Here is a 23,694-nt window from a genome sequence, read left to right as displayed (position 1 = left end):
AAATATCTGAAAAGTTTTCAAACGACCTTTCCTAAACCGTATACCGCCCAAATCGATCCAGATTGCTACCATCCGCCTGACCTACTACAACAACACCATCAAAAACGCCATCGACATTACCGAAAACAAAAACCTGACCCAATACGACAAGAAACAGACCAGCGGCATCGAGCTGCAAAGCCGTATCGACAGCGGCAAATGGTTTGCCTCGTTCGGCGCGAACTACCGCTTAAAGCAGCGCACCTGCGACAAATCGACCGCCTTCAACTACGACGTCTATAACAACCGCATCCCCAAATGTATCGATGGCGGCTTCGGTGCCACCCGTTTCTATCAAACCATGCAGCCGAAATACTCGCTCAACCTCGATGTCGGCACCCGCCGCTTCAACAACAGGCTGGAACTGGGTATGCGCGGCATCTACCACAGCACCGTCGATACCGACCAGCAGGACGAACTGGCACGTCAGGGCTTGGCACGGATCATGCAGGCATCAGGCCGCCCCTACCACTGGCGTTCCGCCTTGGTATTGGATGCTTACGGACGCTACAACTTCGGCAAAAACCTGAGCATGAACTTCAGCGTCAGCAACCTGACCAACCGCTACTACCTCGACCCCATGTCCAACGTCCCCATCCCCGCACCGGGACGGGCGGTTACCGTCGGATTTACAGGCAAATTCTGACGGGGCAATGCTTGAAAGGTCATCTGAAAATTTCAGACGACCTCTCCAACAAAAGCTGCTATGATGCCTGCGTTTCTGCCTGCCACGTAAACGACCCGCAACCCATGATTGCCAAAAGCCTCAGGGGGCAGGCGTTACGGGAATTGTTGCAAAAAATAAATATTTCATAATAAAATCAGTTATATTTCTACATACTTTAAGGTTAGCAATATGGAAACTTATGAAAAAATTAACTCATTACAGATTGATGATTATGCAGAAAATGAATGTGAAAATTTAGATATAGATGAATATGATATTACAGCAACTCCCAATGATTTTAATGTTATGACATTAAATAGTTTTATTGAATCAGGAGCTGTCATCATACCTGGATTTCAAAGAAATTTTGTTTGGGATATCGGTAGGTCATCTAAATTAATTGAATCATTATTATTAGGCCTTCCAGTACCCCAATTATTTCTATATGAACAAGAAAGAAATAAATTTTTAGTTATCGATGGGCAACAACGATTAATGTCAATATATTACTTTATGAAAAAACGTTTTCCTAAAAAAGAAAAACGCTCTGCTTTACGTAATATTTTTGATAGAGAAGGAAAAATTCCTGAAGAAGTATTGCATGATGATGAATATTTTACTCCTTTCAACCTTAAATTACCTAGTCAACTATCTGACAAAAAAAATAAATTTCATGGAATGAACTACTCAACTCTTGGGGAATTTAAACTACAATTAGATTTACGACCAATCAGAAATATTATAGTAAAACAAAATGCGCCATCTAATGATAATTCTTCAATGTTTGAAGTTTTTAATAGATTGAATACTGGCGGAATGAATTTGAAAGCACAAGAAATCCGTACCAGTATGTATCACTCAGATTTTTACAAGATGCTTTTCAAGATAAATAACAATTCTAACTGGAGGAATTTATTGGGTTCACCAGAACCTGATTTACATATGAAAGATATAGAAATTCTTCTACGATCTTTTGCTATGCTTATTGATAGTGAAAACTATCGACCATCAATGACTAGGTTTTTAAACCAATTTTCGGAAAAATGTTCTAAATATTCAAATGAATATAATAAATACTTATTAGATTTATTTAACTCTTTTATAACCGCCTGCCGGGATCTCGACCCTAAGATTTTTAGAAGTAGATCAAGAGGAAATTTATTCAATGTCGGCATATTTGAGGCTGTTTTTTATGCCGTAGCTAAAAAGTTTTTCTCCCCTGATGAAAATAAATTAATTGAAGGCTTTATCGAAGAAAATAGTATCAAAAAATTAGCTGAGGATGAAGAATTCTCTGAGGCTCTACTAAAAGGTACTGCTCATGCTACCAAAGTAGCTAAAAGACTAGAAAAAGCTAAACAGATTATTTCATTAAAAGTATAGGAACCTTCTATCATGAAGGATATTATTGATAGAATATACGAAGATCACAAAGAACTCAAAAAATTTCTTGAAGACAATAAGGAAATATCTTTATCAGTTTCTACTGATGAAATCTATCGTAAAACCCTATTGCTGGCCATTTCAAGTTATTTTGAAGATCGAATTACCAATTGTGTTCTTGAATATGTACAAGAACAAACTCATGAAAAACATATCATTTCTGAGCTAGTAAGAAATAAATTTATTAGTAGACAGTATCATACATGGTTTAGGTGGGAAGAGAAAAATATCAATTCTTTTTTAAGAATCTTTGGAGAGTCTTTTAAAAAATATGCTACTGGAAAAATTAAAGATGAAGACCTAGAAGAATCAATAAAAAAATTTCTTGAACTTGGTTTAGATAGAAACCGCTTAGTTCATCAAAATTTTGCAGCATTTTCACTTGAAAAAACTTCAGATGAACTCTATTCTAGCTACAAAGAAGCAATTAAAATTATTGATAGACTACCTAAATTATTTAGAGAATTTAACCATATTTGAGAACACAAAAAATCTAACAACGTGAAACATAATATTACCTTTCGGCATCCCGGACAACTCACCGCCCTGCCGCCCCTGTCACTCTACATCCACATCCCGTGGTGCATCAAAAAATGCCCGTATTGCGACTTCAATTCCCACAGCCTGAAAAACGGATTGCCCGAAGCCGCCTATATCGACGCGCTGCTGACCGATTTGCAGCTCGAATTGCCCAATATTTGGGGCAGACCGGTGGAAACGATATTTTTCGGCGGCGGTACGCCCAGCCTGTTTCAGGCGGAGTCGATTGACCGTTTGTTGAGCGGCGTGCGTTCGCTGTTGCGCTTGCAGCCGGAAGCGGAAATTACGTTGGAAGCCAATCCGGGCACGTTTGAAATTGAGAAATTTCAAGGATTTAAAGATGCGGGTATCACGCGGCTTTCTATTGGCGTGCAAAGTTTCAACGACGATATGCTTGCGTGGCTGGGGCGCGTCCACAACGGCAAAGAAGCCCTAACCGCCATCGACACCGCCTTGAAATTATTTGATAAAGTCAATATCGACTTGATGTACGCACTGCCGAACCAGACTGTTCAGACGGCATTGGATGACGTGCAAACCACCATCGCTACGGGCGCGACCCACATCAGCGCGTATCATCTGACGATGGAGCCGAACACGCCGTTCGGTCATACGCCGCCGAAAGGTTTGCCGCAAGACGAAGCCGCCCTCGACATCGAAGACGCGGTACACGGCGCGTTGGAAGGCGCGGGCTTTATCCACTACGAAACATCGGCTTTTGCGAAACCCGCCATGCAGTGCCGCCACAATTTGAACTACTGGCAGTTCGGCGATTATTTGGGCATAGGCGCGGGCGCGCACGGCAAAATCTCCTACCCCGACCGCATCGAGCGCACCGTCCGCCGCCGCCATCCCAACGACTACCTCGCTCTAATGCAAAGCCAGCCGAGTGAAGCCGTTGAACGCAAAACCGTTGCCGCCGAAGATTTGCCGTTCGAGTTCATGATGAACGCCCTGCGCCTGACCGACGGCGTACCCGCCGCGATGTTGCAGGAGCGCACAGGCGTACCCGCCGCCAAAATCATGGCGCAAATCGAAACAGCAAGGCAAAAAGGTCTGCTGGAAACCGACCCGACCGTGTTCCGCCCGACCGAACGGGGACGGTTGTTTTTAAACGATTTGTTGCAATGCTTTTTATAGCACCTACTTTTTCAGACGGCCTTGACGCGCCAAACTGAAACATCTTCGGGCTGCCGCTTTATCAGGCCGTCTGAAAACGTCAATACCCTACACAATCACTCGGTTTTATACGATAATCGACACCGTTTTTATCGAAGCCCCCCCCACTTTCAGACGACCCCGACAACAGGAGAAAATCATGTCCAAAACCATCATCCACACTGACAAAGCCCCCGCCGCCATCGGCGCATACAGCCAAGCCGTGCGCGCGGGCGACACCGTTTACATGAGCGGTCAAATTCCCCTCGATCCCGCCACCATGACCGTTGTCGGCAACGGCGACTTCCGTGCCGAAGCACGCCAGGTCTTTAAAAACCTGCAAGCCGTCGCCGAGGCCGCTGGCGGCACACTGGGCGACATCGTCAAACTCAACGCCTACCTGACCGACCTTGCCAACTTCGCCGTCTTCAACGAAGTCATGGCAGAGTTCATCCAAGAACCCTTCCCCGCCCGCGCCGCCGTCGGTGTCGCCTCCCTGCCTAAAGGCGTGCAGGTCGAAGCCGAAGCCGTGCTGGTACTGAACGCATAAGACACGCAACCCGTTTTCAGACGACCTCCCACAAGCCAAAGGTCGTCTGAAACACCACACACTATCGGACAATAACAACAATGGCACACTACGCAATCGGCGATATTCAAGGCTGCTTCGACGAACTCACCCTTTTGCTCGACAAAATCAACTTCAACCACGGTACAGACACCCTCTGGCTCGTCGGCGACATCGTCAACCGCGGCCCCAAATCCCTCGAAGTCCTCCAATTCTGCATGGAACACGAAAGCAGCGTCCGCATGGTTCTCGGCAACCACGACCTGCATCTGCTTGCCGTCGGCTACGGCGAAGGTACTGTCAAGCGCAGCGACACCATCACCCCCATCCTCCAACACCCCGACAGCAAAAAAATGCTCGATTGGCTGCGCTTCCAGCCCCTGCTGATCAAAGGCGTGCGCCATGTTATGGTTCACGCCGGCATCCTGCCCCAATGGACCATCGCCCGCGCCGAACTGCTCGCCAGCGAAACCGAAGCCGAGTTGCGCGGCAAAAAATACAAAAAGTTTTTCTCCAAAATGTACGGCAACAAACCCGCCGAATGGCGCGACGATCTGACCGGCTACGACCGCCTGCGCATGATTCTCAACGTCTTCACCCGAATGCGCGCGCTGACGCTGAAAAACGAACTCGATTACGACTACAAATCCACCCTCAAAAAAATGCCCGCGAACCTGCGCCCTTGGTTCAAAGCCCCCGACAGGCAAAACCTCAGCCACACCATCGTCTTCGGACACTGGTCTTCGCTGGGCTTTATGAACACCGACAACATCCTCTCCCTCGACACCGGTGCGCTTTGGGGCGGCGAACTGACCGCCATCAACCTTGCCGATCACAGCATCACCCAAGTCCCATCCCTTGGCGGTTTGGACTGGAAAACGGCTTTGAAATAAGCCATAAAATTGAAAAAGCATAACCATTGAAGGCGGTGTGTGGGTGGGGGTGGAAGTCAGTTAATGTAGAAGCACGTTTTCGGCAGCATAAAAAGAAAGTCGCCCGAAAACTAATTTTCAGACGACCTCACGGTTTTGTTAGTCGCAGCCTCAATCTGTTTATTTTATTCAACGTTATTTTGATATATTTTTATCAGATTTCCTCTGCCATCATACTCATAGGTAAAACCCATTATTTTGTTATTATTAATATACTTATCAAATTTGATTAATTTTTCATCTCTATAAAATCCGACATAATAAGATATAATTTCCTTGCTTTTTCTAATTTCATCTACTTTATCCAAATTAATCTCATTATACAATTTTGCAGGATGATTATACTTAGGGAAACTCATTCCTAAATAGTACCTAATAGTCAAATCATTATATGGAATATTTTTTTCAAGTGGATGTGACATACTTGAAGCACCTATCAAAAGCAAAATAGTCCCAATTACTCCAATCAACAACTTTCCCATTTACTTTCTCCAATTCTAAGCCTAATTTCTTTAGAACGCTTTTCCTATAAAAAAACAGATAGTTCAGACGACCTCAGAGAAGATATTGAGGTCGTCTGAAAAACAAAAAACACATGCAGATACTCCGTACATTCTATGTATCGTAATCCAGAGTTTAATTGAGCTACGTACTTACGACCTGCAATTACCAACTAGTGATAGCTCTATGTAAATTTGCCCAAAATTTTAATAATGATTGTTCAAAAAAGTGAAACTCAGAGAAGTCTTTTGCTACAACCAAACCTAATTCTTTGAAAAGATATTTAGATTTTCCCCTTTCAATTCCATCATATTTATTTAATAATTCAGAAAGCCCTTTTTCTGATGAGATATTAATTTCATTATAATATATTGGAATAATTTCTTTTTTATCATAAAAAATTGTAATTTGCGTCAATTTTTCATTATCAAATCTAAGCGCAAAATTATTTATCCATAAGATATTTTTCTTATCAGGAATAATTTTTTCTAATATATCATATTCTTTTATAATATCCGATAGAGAACTGTTGAATTCCAAATTACCCACTGACTTATAAGGAATAAATATCAATTTACCATAAAATGTAATTAGACTTTTAAGTTTACTTTTTTGGAAGTCTGAGTATTTTTGCCCGCTATTTTCATATAAATCTTTTATACTTTCATCGTAAATTAATACCTGTAGAAACAATTTATCTTTATAATCAACATATAAAACTAAATTATATTGTGGAAAAGTATAAAAATATTTTTCTTCATCCGAAATTTCTACCAGAGGATTCTCCTCTTCTACAAATTTTTCGAGATTGGAGAAGTTAATAATTTTTCCATTTAAGCTAAATTCATCACAAGTTTCAGAAGATGATAAAGTAATTACTTGTGAATCAGATTGTATCTTGTGCTTTCTATCAAACTCTAATGAACAACTAGATTCATCTAAAGTAGCATCATCTAAGTCAACCTTTCTTTGCCCCAAAGTAATCCCATTTAAGGAATTATTCAAAATTTTCAACATTTTGCTTATCTCCTATTTAATCTATGGCCTTCTGTCTTGGTAATATGCCCTTCACTAATTTCATAATCGATCATCTTGCCTGCTTTTCTGAATTTGCCTTTATCAATTAATTGCGCCTCTATCGGGAGAGACGGCTTCAAAGGAAGTATTGTCTTTCAAAAACTGTAAATAATGCTAGGATTTCTTGCCATCAAGGTCGTCTGAAAAACAGTTTTCGCAAAGTCGAAACCTTGTTTCAGACGACCTTTCGTTTGCCTTAAAGCATTTCTTATTATGCGGTATTTCATATAAAATACCGGTCTAAAGGCCGTCTGAAACAAAGGTTGCTCAAGTCGATACCTTTATTTCAGACGGCTCGTCTTTCAAAATACCACCCCTCTGAGGAATACCCCATGCCAGAATACCGCTCCAAAACCTCCACCCACGGCCGCAACATGGCGGGCGCGCGCGCATTGTGGCGCGCCACCGGCGTGATGGAAACCGACTTCGGCAAGCCCATCATCGCCGTTGCCAACTCGTTCACCCAATTCGTGCCCGGCCATGTCCATCTGCACAACATGGGTCAACTGGTTGCCCGTGAAATCGAAAAAGCGGGCGCAATCGCCAAAGAATTCAACACCATCGCCATCGATGACGGCATCGCCATGGGGCACAGCGGCATGCTGTACTCCCTGCCCAGCCGCGATTTGATTGCCGACTCTATCGAATACATGGTCAACGCCCACTGCGCCGACGCGCTGGTGTGCATTTCCAACTGCGACAAAATCACCCCCGGAATGCTGATTGCCGCCATGCGCCTGAATATCCCGACCATTTTCGTTTCCGGCGGTCCGATGGAAGCGGGCAAGGTCATCGGCGTGGCCAACATCCAGCCCGAACGCCGCTTGGACTTGATTGACGCTATGATTGAATCGGCGGACGACAATGTCAGCAACCAGCAAGTCGAAGAAGTCGAACAAAACGCCTGCCCGACCTGCGGCTCCTGCTCCGGCATGTTCACCGCCAACTCCATGAACTGCCTGACCGAAGCGCTCGGCCTGTCCCTGCCCGGCAACGGCTCCTACCTCGCCACCCACGCCGGCCGCAAAGAATTGTTCCTCGAAGCCGGCCGCATGATTGTCGAAATCACCAAACGCTATTACGAGCAAAACGACGAAACCGTGTTGCCGCGCAGCATTGCCACCAAAAAAGCGTTTGAAAACGCCATGACCATGGACATCGCCATGGGCGGCTCTACCAACACCATCCTGCACTTGCTCGCCGTTGCCAACGAAGCAGGCGTGGATTTCAAAATGGCCGACATCGACCGCCTGAGCCGCGTCGTGCCCTGCATCTGCAAAACCGCGCCCAACAACCACGACTACTACATGGAAGACGTGCACCGCGCCGGCGGTATCTTCGCCATCCTGAAAGAATTGGACAAAGCGGGCAAACTGTACACCGACGTGTACACCATCCACGCGCCGACGCTGAAAGACGCGATTGAAAAATGGGACGTGACCAATCCCGAAAACACCCATGCAATCGAACGCTTCAAAGCCGCTCCCGGCGGCGTGCGCACCACCCAGGCGTTCTCACAAAACCGCATGTGGAAAACCCTCGACCTCGACCGCGAAAAAGGCTGCATCCGCAACGTCGAACACGCCTACTCGCAAGATGGCGGTTTGGCGGTCTTGTTCGGCAACATCGCCGAACGCGGCTGCGTGGTGAAAACCGCAGGCGTGGACGAGAGCATCCTCAAATTCACCGGCCGCGCCCGCGTGTTTGAAAGCCAAGAAGCCGCCGTCGAAGGCATTTTGGGCAACCAAATCGTCGCTGGCGACATCGTCATCATCCGCTACGAAGGCCCCAAAGGCGGCCCGGGCATGCAGGAAATGCTGTATCCGACCAGCTACCTAAAATCCAAAGGCCTCGGCAAAGCCTGCGCCCTGCTGACCGACGGACGCTTCTCCGGCGGCACATCAGGTTTGTCCATCGGCCACGCTTCGCCCGAAGCGGCGGAAGGCGGCGCCATCGGCTTGGTGCACGAAGGCGACACGATTGAAATTGACATCCCCAACCGCAGCATTAACCTGAAAGTGTCCGACGAAGAACTCGCAAAACGCCGCGCCGAAATGGAAGCACGCGGCAGCAAAGCGTGGAAACCGGAAAACCGCGACCGCTACGTCTCCGCCGCCCTGCGTGCCTACGGCGCGATGGCAACTTCCGCCGACAAAGGCGCGGTGCGGGATGTGAGCCAAATCGAACGGTAAAACATTGCGGCAATAAACGTTTCAGACGACCATACGGTATCGGAGGCCGTCTGAAAACCTATCTCACTTAAACTACCCCCAAAAAGGAAACTAAAATGATTGACACCCTGATTATCAATGCACATCCTGATCGACATTCTACTGCTTCCGCGACCAATCGCATGGTTGCCCACCTGCTGACCAAACTGCCTGCAGGCAGCGTGCAAACGGTCAATTTGGCAGAAGCAGATATTCAGCCTTTGGATAAGGCAGTGCTGGAGATGTTTACTGTTACCCTGTTTCAAGGGCAACAACCAAACGAAGAACAAGCTGCGCTGCAAGCTCAGCTGATGTCGGTCGTGAACCAAGTCAAATCCGCCCGCCGTCTCGTTATCGCCTACCCTATGTATAACTTCGCCATTCCCGCCCTCCTGAAAGACTGGCTGGACAATCTGGTTATGCCCGGCGAAACCTTCCGCTACGGCGAAGACGGTACACCGAAAGGTTTGATGGGCGAGCATAAAGTACTGCTGTTGCAGACCAGCGGCAGCGTTTATAGCGAAGGTCCGATGGCGCAAATGGATTTCGCCTCAAGCTATTTGAAAACATTGCTTGGCGGTTTCTTGGGCTTCGCTTCTGTGGATACCGTTTACGCCGAAGGTACGGCAGGCAACTGGGAGGCCGCAGTCCAACGCGCCTGCGCAAAAATCGATGCCGTGTACGACCATTTTATCGCTTAACAGTCACAGACAACCCGAGGCCGTCTGAAAACCGAAAAAGCAGCCTGCACACCATCTTCCCGAACCCAATCCGCGCAAACAAATATTCAGGCAGCTTAAAAGCGCGGATTCCCTTAAACCCCAATACTCGAATTTTTACCTTGAAACGGAAACCACCCCATGCGCAAAACGATTTTGCCTATCCTGCTGGCATTCTGCGGATTGGCGGCAAGCCAATTCGCGGCAGCCGACGAAAACATACTGCGCCGAGAGCACGCACAGCAAATGAACCGTATAGGGCACTGCATGCAGGTATATGGCAACGCTACATGCACCGACTATTCGCCAAGCAGCTCGTCATACAGGAGTTCGTCATACGACAGCCCGTCAGACAGCAGCTCATACACACCCCCCTCACCCGAAGAACTCGCCAGAATCAACAACTGGCTCCGTTTGAACGAAACACGCACCCCCAAACACTGCACCCCTGTTGCAGACCGCATGCAACGCTGCTGGGAAGGCAATTACCACCCGATGCCGACCGACTCGAAGCACCCCACGATCAGACCACTGGTCAAACTTTATACCCTTGATGCCAACGGCAACATACAGGGACACGAACTGGAATATTCCAGACAGACCAACAAACTGCTATGGACGACCTTTTATCGGGACGGCCAACCCAACCCCAAAGACTCGACCGCATACAACTTCTACGACGCGCCCTCAGGCCAAGTCAGCATTACCAAAATAAGTGGCTCCGGCGGATGGTCGGGAAAACAACGGATAACGGAAACGGCTGCGTCCCAAGTGCAAGGCATAGGCGAACTCGGCCTGAAAAGCATGAACCTGCGCGATACGATGCACCCCGACGATTACAGACAGCTCCTCAAAGCGGAACAGCACATCCGGCAGTTGGAGGATGAATTTAAACGCAAAGGAATAGACATCCACTGATGAGGCCGTCTGAAAACTCAAAACAGCCTGAATCAATTTCATTGTGCAGGCTGCCTACAAATAACGGCTAAATACCGCCAAAATTTGGAAAGGATATTCCGATGAGCATTTCTTTCTACATCAAAAATCCCAAAAAGCTATTTAGCCGCATGCCCGTATTAACCGTGCAGGAATGTTTCCAGCTTTCATCGCAGCCGCTGGCACAATTTTCATTTGATGAACACGATGAAGATTTTGATTTAAAGCGATTTCAAACACTGCCGTTATCCGACTTCGAATGTCTGCTGCTTGGCGTGAACGAAAAAAGCGGTAGGGGATTTGAATTATCCTTTGATGAAGACACACAGGAATACGCTGTGCGGCAATTCACGCCCAGCACTTTGGAAGACTGGCAAATTGCCCTGCAATATCTCGCCGATTTAGCCCGCGCGCTCAAACAACCGATTACCTGCGAAACCGGTGAAACCTTCACTGCCGACACCATCCAAACCTTCGATTTCAAACCAGACATACAGGCCGGTATATCCATGGTGCCTTTTGAAGATGAAAACGAAATACAAAACTATAAATTCTACGGCGTTACCCGCCCTGTGGCACTGAACAAAGAGATTCGCGACAAAATTCTAGCCGACAACGACCCACTCGCAGCCTTCAGCTGCCTGATGCGTGAAACCCAATGGCTGGATGCCTATTCCGCTCATCAAATGATTGGAAAAAATAGTGACACGGGAGAGCTCGTCGGCTTTTATGTCTTAAACCCTGAACTGCCGACTATCCTGCCCTACCAACCCGAAATAGAATACGGCACGGATCTCGATATTTCCAACAACGATATCAGCAGCTGGAGATTGATTTTTACCAACGATGACGATTCACCTACCGAGCTGCCCTACGAAACCTTTATCGCACAGCTGCCCAAAGAAAAATACCGCTTTATTGACGCAGCGTATATTCTGCTGGAAGCATTCACGAAAGACGAATTGGCTCAGCTTGCCATCGAATAATGCTCAGGCAGCCGCCATTTATAAAATGAGGCAATCAAAATGACGGTCAATAAGTTTCAGATTATCCCTTTTAAAGGCGTGGATTTAGGCGACATACAAAAAGGTCGTCTGAAAACAGAAACCCAATCCTGTTTTCAGACGACCTTTTGCATTGCAGACTAACTCAATTAGTGATGATGACCGTGCGGGCCGTGAACGTGGCCGTGTGCGATTTCCTCTTCAGTCGCATCGCGTACGCCGTCAACTGTCGCTTTGAACAAGATTTTCATGCCGGCAAGCGGATGGTTGCCGTCTACTACGGCTTTGCCGTCCGCCACGTCGGTTACGCGGTAAATCAAGACATCGCCGGTTTCAGGATCATCGGCTTCAAACATCATGCCGACTTCCACTTCAACCGGAAACACGCTGACGTCTTCGATACGCACCAGGCCGGGATCTTGCTCGCCGAAAGCATCATCGGGTGACAGCGCGACTTCAACGGTATCGCCGACGTTTTTCTCGTGCAAAGCTTCTTCCACCAAAGGGAAAATGCCGTCATATCCGCCATGCAGATAGACGATGGGTTCTTCAGTCTTGTCCAGCAGTTGGTTGTCCGCATCGTACATTTCATAGTGAAGCGAAACCACAGAATTTTTTTCAATAGCCATTTTTTATCCTTTATCATGACCGTTTATCAAAACAGGTTTTCTTTATTGACAACCCTCTGCCAACAAATCTAAAGCATTCTAACACACCGCCGTCATGCACGGAGATTTATCGCAAAATTATCAAAACTAACAATTATAAATTTATATGCACAATATTTAACATATTGCACGTAAAAGCGTAAATTTTGATAATCTTTATATTTGTGTAACTTTTTTACAACTTTTTGCTTTTATGCGCAACAACTGCCCGCATTTCATTTAAACCGATTGAAAACAAAGGCCCATAGCGCATTCTTCAAATGTAAACGCATGAAATAAATAAATTTTACTATACAATTTATTTCAAATGTACATTGAATAACAGCCAATGCGGACTAGTTTTACCCCCGTCTTTCGTCCATTTCAGATTGATTAAAAATTACTAATTCGTCCGTATCGTTGCACCGAAGCACCCTGTGGGGCATAATGCAGGAAATTCAGCAATGAATTTTTACTCTAAATGAAACGACTTATATGTCGTTTTGTTGTTTTGTTCTACTTAAATCGATTTAAAGAAGGTTCTCAAAATGAAAAAATCTCTGATTGCTGCTGCTCTGTTATCTTTGGCTTTGGCTGCTTGTAACAAAGGCGCTGATACTGCTGCTCCTACAGCTTCCGGTGCTTCTGAAACTGCTGCTTCTGCCGCTTCTTCTGCAACTGGTGCTGCTTCTGCAGCTTCCTCTGCAACTGAAGCTGCTTCTGCAGCTAACACCGCTGCTTCTGCTGCCAACACTGCCGCTTCTGCAGCTAATACCGCTGCTTCTGCTGCAACTGGTGCTGCTTCTGCTGCCAGCTCAGCTGCTGCTTCTGCCGCTTCTGCTGCAAAATAATATTTTTACAGTTAAAAAAGCAGGATACGGATTGTATCCTGCTTTTTTGTTTTTCAGACGACCTTTACCGTTTTTCGCTTCCCTTATCCGCTATATAATCTTCCGTACACACACAAACCATCCTGCTGCCCGTTATGCCCAATCTGTACGACCGTTTTCTTGAATTCCTTTCCCCCGCCGAAATCCTCGAAGCCACACCGGCCTTGTTAAACGACCAGCGCCGCCGCTTTGTTTCCGAACCGGACATCATCTTGCAACCGCATTCTATAGAAAATGTACAAGAAATCATGCGGTTTTGTTTTGAACACCGTATCCCCGTTACCCCGCAGGGCGGCAATACCGGTTTGTGCGGCGCAGCGGTAGCTTCCGGCGGCGTACTGCTCAACCTTTCCAAAATCAACCGCATCCGAGAAATCAACCTTGCCGACAACAGCATCACCGTCGAAGCGGGCGTAATCCTGCAAAACGTTCAAAAAGCGGCAGCCGAAGCAGGCAGACTGTTCCCCCTCAGTCTTGCCAGCGAAGGCTCGTGCGAAATCGGCGGTAACATCGCCTGCAACGCCGGCGGATTAAACGTTTTACGCTACGGCAGTATGCGCGACTTGGTATTAGGCTTGGAAGTCGTCCTGCCCAATGGCGAACTTGTTTCCCATCTCCAACCGCTGCACAAAAATACCACCGGTTACGACCTGCGCCACCTCTTTATCGGCAGCGAAGGTACGCTCGGCATTATCACCGCCGCCACGCTCAAACTCTTCGCCCGTCCGCAAACCATAGCGACCGCATGGATAGGTTTGGATGACATCGAATCTGCCGTACAGCTTTTAACAGCCGTACAAGGGCATTTTGCCGAACGCCTCACCAGTTTCGAGCTGATCAGCCGCTACGCCTTGGCATTGTCTTCCGAGTTCAGTCATCTCAAACAGCCGACCGATGCAAACTGGCACGTCCTGCTCGAACTGACCGACTCCGTTCCCGATGCCGCTCTCGACGAAAAACTTGCCGAGTTTCTCTATCAAAACGGCCAAGAAAACAGCATCATCGCGCAATCCGAACAAGAGCGCCTCGATCTGTGGACGCTGCGTGAAAACATTTCCGCCTCCCAGCGCAAGCTCGGCACCAGCATCAAACACGACATCGCTGTCCCGATTGCCCAAGTCGCCGCCTTTGTCCATCAATGCGCCCCCGCCTTAGAAACCCGTTTTCCGGGTATACAAATTGTCTGCTTCGGACATTTGGGCGACGGCAGCCTGCATTACAACACCTTCCTGCCCGACGTCTTGAGCAACGATGCTTACTGCTACGAAGATGCCGTCAACAGCATCGTCTATGAACACATCCTCGCCTGCCACGGTACCATCGCGGCGGAACACGGTATCGGCACCATCAAAAAACACTGGCTCCCCAGCGTCCGCACCCCGTCCGAAATCGCCTTGATGCGCGCCATCAAAGCCCAGCTTGACCCGCACGGCATCATGAATCCGGGCAAGCTCCTGCCGTAAGCAATATTTCAGTATTTGCCAAAATCGAAAAGGTCGTCTGAAAACCTAATCCCTGTTTCAGACGACCTTTGACAGGTTCGCAGATTGCACTCAAGGCAACATTGCCTCAGCCCAATCAATCCAGCACAAACTATTCTTCTTCCCTGCGCCTGCGCTTCAACAAAATGCGTACAGCGCCGTCATTGCCTTCCCTCGGCTCGATATAAGCCAATACATCAGGGTGCTGCATCAGCCAGCGGCGCGTCATGTTTTTTAAAACGGGTTTGTAGCCTGACGAGCCCAAACCGCTGCCGTGAATGATTTCGGCGCATACACCCCGCTTTTGGGTAAATTCGATAAATTCGTTTAAAACCTGTTGTGCCTCTTCCTGCGTGTAGCCGTGTAAATCGACATCGGCGACTACGGGATAATGCCCGTTACGCAGACGTTGCAAGTCGTTTTTCCCTTGTCCGTTTTTACTGAACGAAGCGGGCGGTTCATCCCAAGAAGCGCCGCTGCCGACATAAAAATAATCTTCGGCTGCCAAACTTTCCTGTTCTTTCGGACGGGGTTTGATGGGCGTTTTATCACGCGGTGCTTCATAGCGCGGCGCGGTTTTCAGCGGCGTTACTGCGCCTACGGCTTTGGCGAAATCGATATTCTCTTCCTCGCGCTTCTTCGCCAAGGCTTGCTCCTGCGCCCGCGCTTCGGCTTCTTTTTTGGCTTGCTTGCCTAATGCTTTCAAGGCGGATTGGAAATCTGTTTTCATCATGGGGATATTTTGAGGTTGAACATGAAAAAACACATTTTCAGACGACCTCTGCGCTCCGTGTACAGGTCGTCTGAAAACGGCTTATAGATATTTGCGCATCAGTTCGCACTTGACCTTGACGTCTTTGTTCAACTGCAATACGGCGGAACCCAAAGATTCGTAGTGGTTCAAGCGGTAGAAAGGAACGGAGTTGAGCGAGGCGTACAGTTTCAAAAAGCTCAAACCCGCCTGATGGGCAAGTTCTTCGGCACGGCGCAGCAAGGCTGTACCCAAGCCGTGATTATGAACGAAGGGATGGACATACAACGCGTCCAATTGGGCTTCTTTGAAGTCCACTTGGAAAAAACCCTGTATGGTCCCCCTGTATTCCACCACCCAAAAGGCTTTGCCGGGATCGGAAATGGTTTCGAGGTAGCTGTCGATATCGAGCAGGGCTTCCCACGCATGCAATACTTTATCGTCGTAACTGCGGATGCAGGTATATTGGACGGCGTGCAGATGGGCATTGTGTATGGCTTGGCAGTCTTGCGCGACTGCGGGACGGAGTATGGTCAGAAGGCTCATGGCAAGATGTGTTGTAAGATGTATTGTAATGCGTGTTCAGACGACGTTTTCTTCATAAACAGACAGAGGGCCGTCTGAACGCTGTTTCCGATATTATATTTTATATTCAAAGGCTTTGATGTAATTTTCCTGCTGCTTCAAAAGCAGTGTCGGCATCGGCGGACAAAACGGTGAAATGCCCCATTTTGCGGCCTTTCCGCGCGGCTTTTTTGCCGTATAGGTGCAGGTGTGCATTCGGATGGCTTTGCAACGGCAGCCAATTCGGTTCGCCGCCGTCTTCCTGCCAGACGCCGCCCAAAATATTCGCCATGCAGCATGAAGAAAGCAGCTTGGTATCGGCGGGCGGCAGATTGCACATAATGCGTACCTGCTGCTGGAACTGGTCTGCGGCGCAGGCATCCAGCGTATGATGGCCGGAATTGTGCGGGCGCGGGGCAATTTCGTTGACGACCAATTCATGCGTGTCGCCGACGACAAACATTTCCACCGCCAACACGCCGACATAATCCAATTCGTCCGCCAAGCGTTGCGCCATCTGCCGTGCCTGTTGCTGCACGTCGGCACTCAGCCGCGCAGGAACGATGGAGTAAGCAAGGATGCCGTTTTCGTGGATGTTTTCGGCAGGATCGAAGGTTTGCACGTTTTCATCGTTCAGACGGCATACGATCACGGAAATCTCGCCGCGTAAATCCACCATTTTTTCCAAAACGCAATCCACACCGCCGTGTTCGGCAAACGCGGCTTTGAGTTCGTCCACCGTTTTGACGCGGATTTGACCTTTGCCGTCGTAGCCCAAAGTGGCCGTTTTCAGGATGCCGGGCAAGAATTGCGCGCTTTCTTCGCTGATGTCGTCTGAACGGCAAACCGCTTGATACGGTGCGGTTTGCAATCCCGCTTTGCGTATCCACGCTTTTTCCTGAATGCGGTTTTGCGCAATGGCCACGCAGTCGCCACTGGGGGAAACGTTGGTATGTTTTGCCAGAAAGCGCATCGCGTCGGCATTGACGTTTTCAAATTCAGTAGTAACCGCCGCGCATTTTGCCAACTCGTCCAAAGCGGCTTGGTCGTCAAACGGCGCGCACAAATGGCGGTCGGCAAATTCCGCCGCCGGCGCGTTCGGATCGGGGTCGAGTACGGTTACTTTGTAGCCCATGGTTTTGGCGGCAACGGTAAACATTCTGCCTAATTGTCCGCCGCCGAGGATGCCGAGCATGGCGGGCGGGAGGATGGCGGATGAGTTCATCAGCATTTTGCAGTTCCACTAAAATTTTCCCGAAATTGTAACAAACCTGCTTATAGAGATAAATGTTAAAACGCCTTTTATAGTGGATTAACTTTAAACCAGTACGGCGTTGTCTCGCCTTGCCGTACTATCTGTACTGTCTGCGGCTTCGTCGCCTTGTCCTGATTTAAAGTTAATCCACTATACACGCTATTTCGATGCCTGCCGTATGAGCAAAATGACAACAATCAAAACGTCCTCCCCCGATATCCGGATTTTCCAAAGAAACCTATCGGCAGCCGTTTTGTAATAAAAGGTCGTCTGAAACCGTATGATGGCTTTCAGACGACCTTTTCCCCTTCATCTGAGCAGACTTACCCCAGATATTTCAGTTTGCCTTTGAAGTCTTCCAGCTTCTCATAGCCTTTTTTCGCCATGATGGCTTTCAAACCAAGCGAAACGCGTTCGAAAACTTCGACACCTTGCTGATGCAGCGCCGTGCCGATTTGCACCATGCTCGCGCCGCACAAGATATGTTCAAACACATCGCGACCGGTATAAACGCCGCCTGTGCCGATGATTTGGATGGACGGATTCAATCTTTGGTAGAACGCGTGGACATTGGCGAGCGCGGTCGGTTTGATGTATTCGCCGCCTATGCCGCCAAAGCCGTTTTTAGGCCGGATCACAACGGATTCGTCCTCGATATACATGCCGTTGCCGATGGAATTGACGCAGTTGACGAATTTCAACGGATGGCGGTTGAACACTTCCGCCGCTTGGTCGAAATGGACGATGTCGAAATACGGCGGCAGTTTGATGCCCAAAGGCTTGTCGAAATAGCCGAAGGCTTCGCCCAAAATCCGTTCGGTCGTTTCAAAATCGTAGGCGATTTGCGGCTTGCCGGGGACGTTCGGGCAGGAAAGGTTGAGTTCGGTAATGCCTTTAAAACCGCTGTTTTGCACCTTTTTCAACAGCGTGTGTGTTTCATCGGGCGACATACCGACCAGCGAGAGGAAAAATGTCCGTTCGGGCTGCGATTCTTGAAGGCTCAGCAAATAATCCAGATAGTAATCAATGCCTTGATTCGGCAAGCCCATGGAATTGATGCTGCCCAGCGGTACATCGCGGTAACGTGGCTCTGGATTGCCCATCCGTGCTTCCAGCGTCGCCGTTTTGGTGACGAAGCTGCCCGCGGCGGATTGTCTGACTTCTTCCAATTCTTCCACGGTCATACACGCCACACCAGCGGCGTTCATCAGACAGTTGTCAAAAGAAAAACCGGCGATTTGCGTTCTCAATGACGGCATATCCTGCTCCTTTCCCTTGGAAAATCAATTTGTTTGCGAAGCGTAACACGAATAGGCGGCAAAATTTTTAACAAACATCAAATGACAGGCAATGTAGGGAAATGTTGTTTTATAGTGGATTAAATTTAAACCAGTATGGCGTTGCCTCACCTTGTCCTGATTTAAATTTAATCCGCTATATATGATGAAGGAAAGGTGCAAAAAAAGGTCGTCTGAAAGCATGGTTTCAACAAAGTGAAAACCTAAAATGCTTTTCAGACGACCCTTTGTTTGCCTGTTCAAAATACGGTTAAAATCCACAACCCTACCCTTTTGATTTTTCTTGTCTCCGGATTTCGATATGTTTCAAAACGTCATGGCGGTTGCTTTTGGCGCGGCTTTGGGCGCATTGTCCCGCTGGTTGCTCGTTCTCGCCTTTGCCGCACTCTCCGTCCCGTTTTCAGCCGGAACGCTTGCCGCCAACTGGATCGGCGCGCTCTTAATCGGCATCTGCGCCGAATGGCTGGATAATCCGCAATGGAAGCTTTTACTGATTACCGGTTTTCTCGGCAGCCTGACGACGTTTTCCAGCTTTTCATTGGAAATGGTCACCCTGATGCAGGCGCAACGCTGGGCGACGGCGTTTTCAGCGGTCTGCCTGCATGTTTTCGGCTCCTTCCTTCTGACGGCATTGGGCATTTACTTGGCGCAAATCTGGAAATAGCCGCGAACATCGTCATCTCAATAAAATATTCTTACTCTATCCCAATATCTAAACACACGGTCTCTCCGCAATATGCCTTGCCTGCATCGGTCATATGCGCGGGCTTGTAGGCGGCGAAGGCGTAGGTCAGATCGGCGCGGAAGGTGTCTTGATCTACTTCGCCGGTATCGCAGTTCAGCCCGGTCGGGATGTCCAACGCGATTTTGAAACCGTCGGCTTGATTCAGCAGGCGGCAGACGGCGGCGGCTGTTTCGGGCAATGCGCCGCTGAAGCCTGTTCCGAAAATGCCTTCGATAACGAGGTCGTAACCTGTTTTCAGCCGACCTTCAAGCTCATCGGATCGGATAAAGCTGACGCCGTCCGAATGATTCAAACGCTCGCGGTTCAACTGCGCCAGCGGCGACAGTTTATCTCCCAAGACGAAGACGACATCTACCTGCCAATCCTGTTCCGACAACACGCGCGCGATGACCAAACCGTCGCCACCGTTATTGCCCTTGCCGCAAACGATCAGCGCGCGCCCTGCTTTGGGGAAACGGCGCAGCAAATCCGCGGCGGCGGCTTGTCCCGCGTTTTCCATCAGTTGCTCGAAAGTCGTGCCTTTATCGACTGCCATTTGCTCGTGTTCGCGCATTTCTGCGGCGGTGTAGATTTTCATCATTCGCTCCTTTTCTCTTTACGCCTATCAAACATCCAAATGCAAACCTTATCAATAGCCCTGCCCGACTTTCCCGTCAAATCATTCGCTTTTTTTGATTTGCCGCAAGAGGTCGTCTGAAAATCAGGAATTTGGTGGCTTTGGATTTGATTTTTATGTTAACAAGATTTATTATCAAAATAAAACAAAGTGATAAACAATCAAAACTACTTCTTTTGCGGGAACGGGCGTTGGAACATGCCTCGGCCTACCCTGTGTCAAATTCGTCTTTACTTGCCGTCTCTTTTTTCAATCGACAACGAAAGTAAAACACCCTATGTCTGCCATACCTTTGTCAAAACTCAGTAAAGGCGCAGTCGCGCACATCGACTCCATCGTCCCCAATTCGACTTTCGGCGAACTCGACCCGCTGGTTACGCGCCGTCTTGCCGACTTGGGTTTTTCAAGCGGAATGCCGTTGCAGGTGATCGCCGTCGGCGGATTCGGACGCGGTCCGTTTGCCGTACGTTTGGGCAACCAGTCGCAATTCTCGTTGCGGCAGGAAGAAGCGGGAAAAATTATGTGCCATGTGATTGACGGCTGACCGCCATACACGCAGGCGGGCTTCATGTTCTGAAAATGCGGCAAAGGCGGATTGAACCTGACCGCCCTATCCTTTTCAGACGACCCGGGTCGTCTGAAAGCGCCGTTTCAAAGCCTTTTCCCCAATTCAACGCCAAACTCATCACACAATCAAACAAGGAGAATAAATAAATGGAACTAAGCTATTTTGCCTTGATTGGCGCGCCAAACTGCGGCAAAACCGTTTTGTTCAACGGTTTGACCGGCGCACATGCCAAGGTTGCCAATTATCCGGGCGTAACGGTCGATAAGCGCGAGGGCGCCTTACTTGACGACAAGGCCGTTCGCATTATCGACCTGCCGGGCACATACAGCCTGCGCACGACCAGCCCCGACGAAGCGGTGGCGAAAGATGTCGCCGTAGGCAAGCTGGGCATTCCGCCCGACGCCATCATTGCCGTTGCCGACGCGACCAACCTGCGTATGACCCTGCGCATGATTTTGGAACTGAAAACGCTGGGACTGCCTATGGTGGTGTCGCTGAACATGAGCGACGTTGCCCGCAAAAGGGGCTTGAATATCGATGCGGCCAAGCTGAGCGAACTACTGGGCGTACCTGTTTTGGAAACGGTCGCGGTGAGCGCATCGGGCGTACAGGCAGTACGCGAAGCCGTGGCGAAGCTGCCGCGCAAACGCTCCTTCCCCGCCAACCCCGCTTCTGCCGAACGCACGCTCGAGGCGCTGGAGAGCGACAAACTTTATCAAGAAGTCGAATCGATTTTGGCACAAGTGGTACGCACCCAGATGACGCTGCCCGCATGGCACAAAAAACTCGACGACATCGTGCTGCACCCCGTCTGGGGCATAATTATGCTGCTGGTCATCCTGTTTATGGTGTTCCAAGCGGTTTACACATGGGCGGCGCCGATTATGGACGCCATCGAAGGCGGCTTTACCGCGCTGGGCGAATGGATAGGCGCCAACATGGAGCCGGGCATCCTCAGCGACTTGCTCGTCAACGGCGTCATTGCCGGTATGGGCAGCGTGTTGGTGTTCGTGCCGCAGATTACGATTTTGTTCGCCTTCATCCTGCTTTTGGAAGACTCAGGCTACCTGCCGCGTGCGGCTTTCCTGCTGGATAACGTGATGGCGAAAAGCGGCCTGTCCGGACGCTCATTCATCCCGCTCCTGTCGAGTTTCGCCTGTGCCGTTCCCGCCGTTATGTCGGCGCGTACGATTAATGACCCGCGCGAACGCCTCGTTACCATCGCCGTCGCCCCGCTGCTGACCTGCTCCGCGCGACTGCCCGTGTACGCGCTGATTATCGCCGCCGTCATTCCCAACCGCACGGTGGGCGGCATTTTCAACCTGCAAGGGCTGACACTCTTCATCCTCTACATCGCAGGCATCCTGTCTGCCGCGCTGGCAGCGTATATCATGAAACGCTTAGCGCGGATGAAAGGCAACGTGCAGCAATTCCCGCTTCTGATGGAGCTGCCGACCTTCCGTACGCCCAACTTCAAACACATCATGACCAGCCTGTGGGACAGGGTCAAAGCCTTCCTGAAACGTGCCGGTACGATTATTTTCGCGCTGAGCGTGATCCTGTGGGGCTTGGTAAGCTGGCCGCAACCGCCCGTGGACGCAACAAGGGCAGCGATTGATTACAGCCTTGCCGGTATGATCGGTCATTTCATCCAGCCATTTTTTGCCCCGCTGGGCTTCACTTGGGAAATGTGTATCGCCATGATTCCGGGCATCGCCGCGCGTGAAGTCGTCGTTGCCGCGCTGGGTACGGTCTATGCCGTCAGCGCGTCGTCTGAAGACGCCGTACAAAACGCGCTGATTCCAATCGTGCACAACAACTGGGGCCTACCGACCGCCTTCGCCTTCCTGGCATGGTATGTGTACGCACCGATGTGTGCCGCGACTTTGGCAGTCATCAAACGCGAAACTAAATCCACAAAAAATATGGTGATGATTACAGGCTATTTGTTCCTGATGGCTTACTTCGCCGCATTTGTGGTTTACCAAACTACTAACTGGATACTCAAATCATGACTCAATATATTATCGTCGGCATCATCATGCTTGCCTGCCTGTTTTTCCTCTTGCGGAAATTCGTATTCAAACCGAAAAAACACGATTGCAGCAGCGGCTGCGGCAAATGCGGCGGTTGCGGCTGAGTATGGATAGCTAGGAAGCAGAAAGGTCGTCTGAAATGGTTTCAGACGACCTTTTTGTATGTTTGGGCTATGGTTCTGCGGTTGTTTTAGGACTTTCCATTATTCGGTAACAAAACGTTTAAACAGCCTTTTTTCTTGGAAAGATGATACAAGTAATTAAAAATATCAAAGTTCCGCCCACAAAATCAATAAAATGGTGTTGATAGACAAACAAGACCGAAATGGCGAGTAACAATCCCCATATACCAAAAAATGATTTTAAGAATGTGGATTTGACTTCCCTGCAATAAACCTCAGCCGAAAGAAAAGCAAAACTCACATGCAATGACGGACATTGGTTAAAACTACTGTCTATTTTGCCCAATATATAAAAGAAAGATTTTAAAATTTGGTTATCGACTTCGGGTTTGGGAAAATAAAATTTCATTGGAAATATGACGAATAGAGCAGTAGAAACCGCAATTAAAAAGGCTGCCCTCTTTATCAGCAATTTCAAATTGCTTTCGTTCTTTTCCAAAAATATAGTGGCTAAGAAGAAAACCTGAGACGTCATATAAGGCAACATAAATATGGGCAAAAAAGGAATATTCCTTTCCCAGTCCATAAAATATGAAGGCACATTATCGACTGTATAGGTATAAAACTCAGCCCCTTTGTACAAAATGACAAAAAATATCGATATAAAAATTGTATATTTAATCTTTAATTTTGACAGCTTATCCACTTACAAATTTTCTCCAATCACAATTCCAACATAATCAAAATAGCAGAGTTTCATCACAATATCATATATGTTAACCAGATGGAAATATGATTATGGATACTTACATCAGTAAACGTAGTTTGGCTCATACCCAACCATCACATCTAAGCCTCCACAACAAAAAGGTCGTCTGAAAACCAAACTCCGGTTTTCAGACGACCTCAATCTTTCAAAACTTTCAA

Annotated in this window: 25 protein-coding genes; 16 read left to right on the top strand and 9 right to left on the bottom strand. The window is 48.4% G+C overall.

Annotated features, from left to right (window positions below; translation table 11 throughout):
• The first annotated feature begins 40 nt into the window (after positions 1-40).
• From MON40_RS06735 to MON40_RS06710, 6 genes are all read left to right on the top strand, one after another.
• The gene (locus MON40_RS06735) at positions 41-685 is read left to right on the top strand and encodes a TonB-dependent receptor domain-containing protein (protein ID WP_094112929.1); all 645 of its coding nucleotides are present in this window, start codon (positions 41-43) and stop codon (positions 683-685) included.
• A 210-nt stretch (positions 686-895) separates the two neighbouring features.
• Positions 896-2,089 (top strand): DUF262 domain-containing protein, encoded by a 1,194-nt coding sequence (locus MON40_RS06730; protein ID WP_003766992.1) that lies wholly within the window; start codon positions 896-898, stop codon positions 2,087-2,089.
• Positions 2,090-2,101: 12 nt separating this feature from the next.
• A complete protein-coding gene (locus tag MON40_RS06725) occupies positions 2,102-2,629 on the top strand; it encodes a HEPN domain-containing protein (protein ID WP_003766999.1) in 528 nt (175 codons plus the stop codon).
• A gap of 33 nt (positions 2,630-2,662) precedes the next feature.
• Positions 2,663-3,829: a radical SAM family heme chaperone HemW gene (gene hemW / locus MON40_RS06720; RefSeq protein ID WP_222811582.1), complete on the top strand. Its 1,167-nt coding sequence runs from the start codon at positions 2,663-2,665 to the stop codon at positions 3,827-3,829.
• A gap of 178 nt (positions 3,830-4,007) precedes the next feature.
• Positions 4,008-4,397 (top strand): RidA family protein, encoded by a 390-nt coding sequence (locus MON40_RS06715; protein WP_003756963.1) that lies wholly within the window; start codon positions 4,008-4,010, stop codon positions 4,395-4,397.
• Positions 4,398-4,477: 80 nt separating this feature from the next.
• Positions 4,478-5,308 (top strand): symmetrical bis(5'-nucleosyl)-tetraphosphatase, encoded by an 831-nt coding sequence (locus MON40_RS06710; protein ID WP_003778593.1) that lies wholly within the window; start codon positions 4,478-4,480, stop codon positions 5,306-5,308.
• Positions 5,309-5,472: 164 nt separating this feature from the next.
• Here MON40_RS06710 and MON40_RS06705 read toward each other — a convergent pair whose 3' ends face one another.
• Together MON40_RS06705 and MON40_RS06700 are read right to left on the bottom strand one after the other, a co-directional pair.
• Entirely contained in the window at positions 5,473-5,829 is a 357-nt protein-coding gene (locus MON40_RS06705) for a hypothetical protein (protein WP_070512066.1), read from the bottom strand.
• A 184-nt stretch (positions 5,830-6,013) separates the two neighbouring features.
• Positions 6,014-6,865, bottom strand: coding sequence for a hypothetical protein (locus tag MON40_RS06700; protein ID WP_242926040.1), 852 nt, complete (start codon positions 6,863-6,865; stop codon positions 6,014-6,016).
• A 392-nt stretch (positions 6,866-7,257) separates the two neighbouring features.
• On the opposite strand from MON40_RS06700, the gene ilvD reads away from it, so the two are divergent.
• The 4 genes from ilvD to MON40_RS06680 all read left to right on the top strand — a co-directional run bounded on the left by ilvD (position 7,258) and on the right by MON40_RS06680 (position 11,776).
• Positions 7,258-9,117, top strand: a complete 1,860-nt coding sequence (gene ilvD, locus MON40_RS06695; protein ID WP_003778588.1) for a dihydroxy-acid dehydratase — start codon at positions 7,258-7,260, stop codon at positions 9,115-9,117.
• Between the two features lie 95 nt (positions 9,118-9,212).
• Positions 9,213-9,836, top strand: a complete 624-nt coding sequence (locus MON40_RS06690; RefSeq protein WP_003778586.1) for an FMN-dependent NADH-azoreductase — start codon at positions 9,213-9,215, stop codon at positions 9,834-9,836.
• A gap of 159 nt (positions 9,837-9,995) precedes the next feature.
• Complete coding sequence (locus MON40_RS06685) at positions 9,996-10,772, top strand: hypothetical protein (protein WP_039863009.1); 777 nt, start codon at positions 9,996-9,998, stop codon at positions 10,770-10,772.
• Positions 10,773-10,873: 101 nt separating this feature from the next.
• Complete coding sequence (locus MON40_RS06680) at positions 10,874-11,776, top strand: DUF4299 family protein (RefSeq protein ID WP_003778578.1); 903 nt, start codon at positions 10,874-10,876, stop codon at positions 11,774-11,776.
• A gap of 167 nt (positions 11,777-11,943) precedes the next feature.
• Here the strand turns inward: MON40_RS06680 and MON40_RS06675 are convergent, their stop codons facing one another.
• Entirely contained in the window at positions 11,944-12,423 is a 480-nt protein-coding gene (locus MON40_RS06675) for an FKBP-type peptidyl-prolyl cis-trans isomerase (RefSeq protein WP_003778575.1), read from the bottom strand.
• Positions 12,424-12,989: 566 nt separating this feature from the next.
• Here MON40_RS06675 and MON40_RS06670 point away from each other — a divergent pair.
• Positions 12,990-13,292 (top strand): hypothetical protein, encoded by a 303-nt coding sequence (locus MON40_RS06670; RefSeq protein ID WP_049224223.1) that lies wholly within the window; start codon positions 12,990-12,992, stop codon positions 13,290-13,292.
• A gap of 134 nt (positions 13,293-13,426) precedes the next feature.
• Positions 13,427-14,794: an FAD-binding oxidoreductase gene (locus tag MON40_RS06665; RefSeq protein WP_003778569.1), complete on the top strand. Its 1,368-nt coding sequence runs from the start codon at positions 13,427-13,429 to the stop codon at positions 14,792-14,794.
• A 130-nt stretch (positions 14,795-14,924) separates the two neighbouring features.
• On the opposite strand, the gene MON40_RS06660 is transcribed toward MON40_RS06665, so the two are convergent.
• From MON40_RS06660 to MON40_RS06645, 4 genes are all read right to left on the bottom strand, one after another.
• Complete coding sequence (locus MON40_RS06660; RefSeq protein WP_141745719.1) at positions 14,925-15,542, bottom strand: Smr/MutS family protein; 618 nt, start codon at positions 15,540-15,542, stop codon at positions 14,925-14,927.
• An 84-nt stretch (positions 15,543-15,626) separates the two neighbouring features.
• On the bottom strand, positions 15,627-16,109 hold the full coding sequence (locus MON40_RS06655; RefSeq protein WP_003756935.1) for a GNAT family N-acetyltransferase: 483 nt from the start codon (positions 16,107-16,109) through the stop codon (positions 15,627-15,629).
• Between the two features lie 106 nt (positions 16,110-16,215).
• Positions 16,216-17,352 (bottom strand): 5-(carboxyamino)imidazole ribonucleotide synthase, encoded by a 1,137-nt coding sequence (locus MON40_RS06650; protein ID WP_039863042.1) that lies wholly within the window; start codon positions 17,350-17,352, stop codon positions 16,216-16,218.
• A gap of 353 nt (positions 17,353-17,705) precedes the next feature.
• Positions 17,706-18,641, bottom strand: coding sequence for a dihydroorotate oxidase (locus tag MON40_RS06645; protein ID WP_003778562.1), 936 nt, complete (start codon positions 18,639-18,641; stop codon positions 17,706-17,708).
• Between the two features lie 340 nt (positions 18,642-18,981).
• On the opposite strand from MON40_RS06645, the gene crcB reads away from it, so the two are divergent.
• Positions 18,982-19,344 carry a fluoride efflux transporter CrcB gene (gene crcB / locus MON40_RS06640; protein ID WP_003778558.1) on the top strand — a complete coding sequence of 121 codons (363 nt, stop codon included), beginning with the start codon at positions 18,982-18,984 and terminating at the stop codon, positions 19,342-19,344.
• Between the two features lie 31 nt (positions 19,345-19,375).
• Here crcB and MON40_RS06635 read toward each other — a convergent pair whose 3' ends face one another.
• Positions 19,376-20,002, bottom strand: a complete 627-nt coding sequence (locus MON40_RS06635) for an NAD(P)H-hydrate epimerase (protein WP_174263547.1) — start codon at positions 20,000-20,002, stop codon at positions 19,376-19,378.
• Between the two features lie 316 nt (positions 20,003-20,318).
• Here MON40_RS06635 and MON40_RS06630 point away from each other — a divergent pair, with 316 nt between their 5' ends.
• The 3 genes from MON40_RS06630 to MON40_RS06620 all read left to right on the top strand — a co-directional run bounded on the left by MON40_RS06630 (position 20,319) and on the right by MON40_RS06620 (position 22,749).
• Positions 20,319-20,585 (top strand): FeoA family protein, encoded by a 267-nt coding sequence (locus MON40_RS06630; protein WP_003742387.1) that lies wholly within the window; start codon positions 20,319-20,321, stop codon positions 20,583-20,585.
• Between the two features lie 170 nt (positions 20,586-20,755).
• On the top strand, positions 20,756-22,624 hold the full coding sequence (gene feoB / locus MON40_RS06625; protein ID WP_003778552.1) for a ferrous iron transporter B: 1,869 nt from the start codon (positions 20,756-20,758) through the stop codon (positions 22,622-22,624).
• The gene (locus MON40_RS06620; RefSeq protein ID WP_003778549.1) at positions 22,621-22,749 is read left to right on the top strand and encodes a FeoB-associated Cys-rich membrane protein; all 129 of its coding nucleotides are present in this window, start codon (positions 22,621-22,623) and stop codon (positions 22,747-22,749) included. The genes feoB and MON40_RS06620 overlap by 4 nt, the downstream gene beginning before the upstream one ends.
• 118 nt (positions 22,750-22,867) lie before the next feature.
• Here the strand turns inward: MON40_RS06620 and MON40_RS06615 are convergent, their stop codons facing one another.
• Positions 22,868-23,473 carry a phosphatase PAP2 family protein gene (locus MON40_RS06615; protein WP_242926039.1) on the bottom strand — a complete coding sequence of 202 codons (606 nt, stop codon included), beginning with the start codon at positions 23,471-23,473 and terminating at the stop codon, positions 22,868-22,870.
• Positions 23,474-23,694 lie beyond the last annotated feature (221 nt).

Source organism: Neisseria macacae ATCC 33926, from assembly GCF_022749495.1.
Classification (GTDB): Bacteria; Pseudomonadota; Gammaproteobacteria; order Burkholderiales; family Neisseriaceae; genus Neisseria; species Neisseria macacae.
This window is presented reverse-complemented; position numbering and strand designations above follow the sequence as displayed.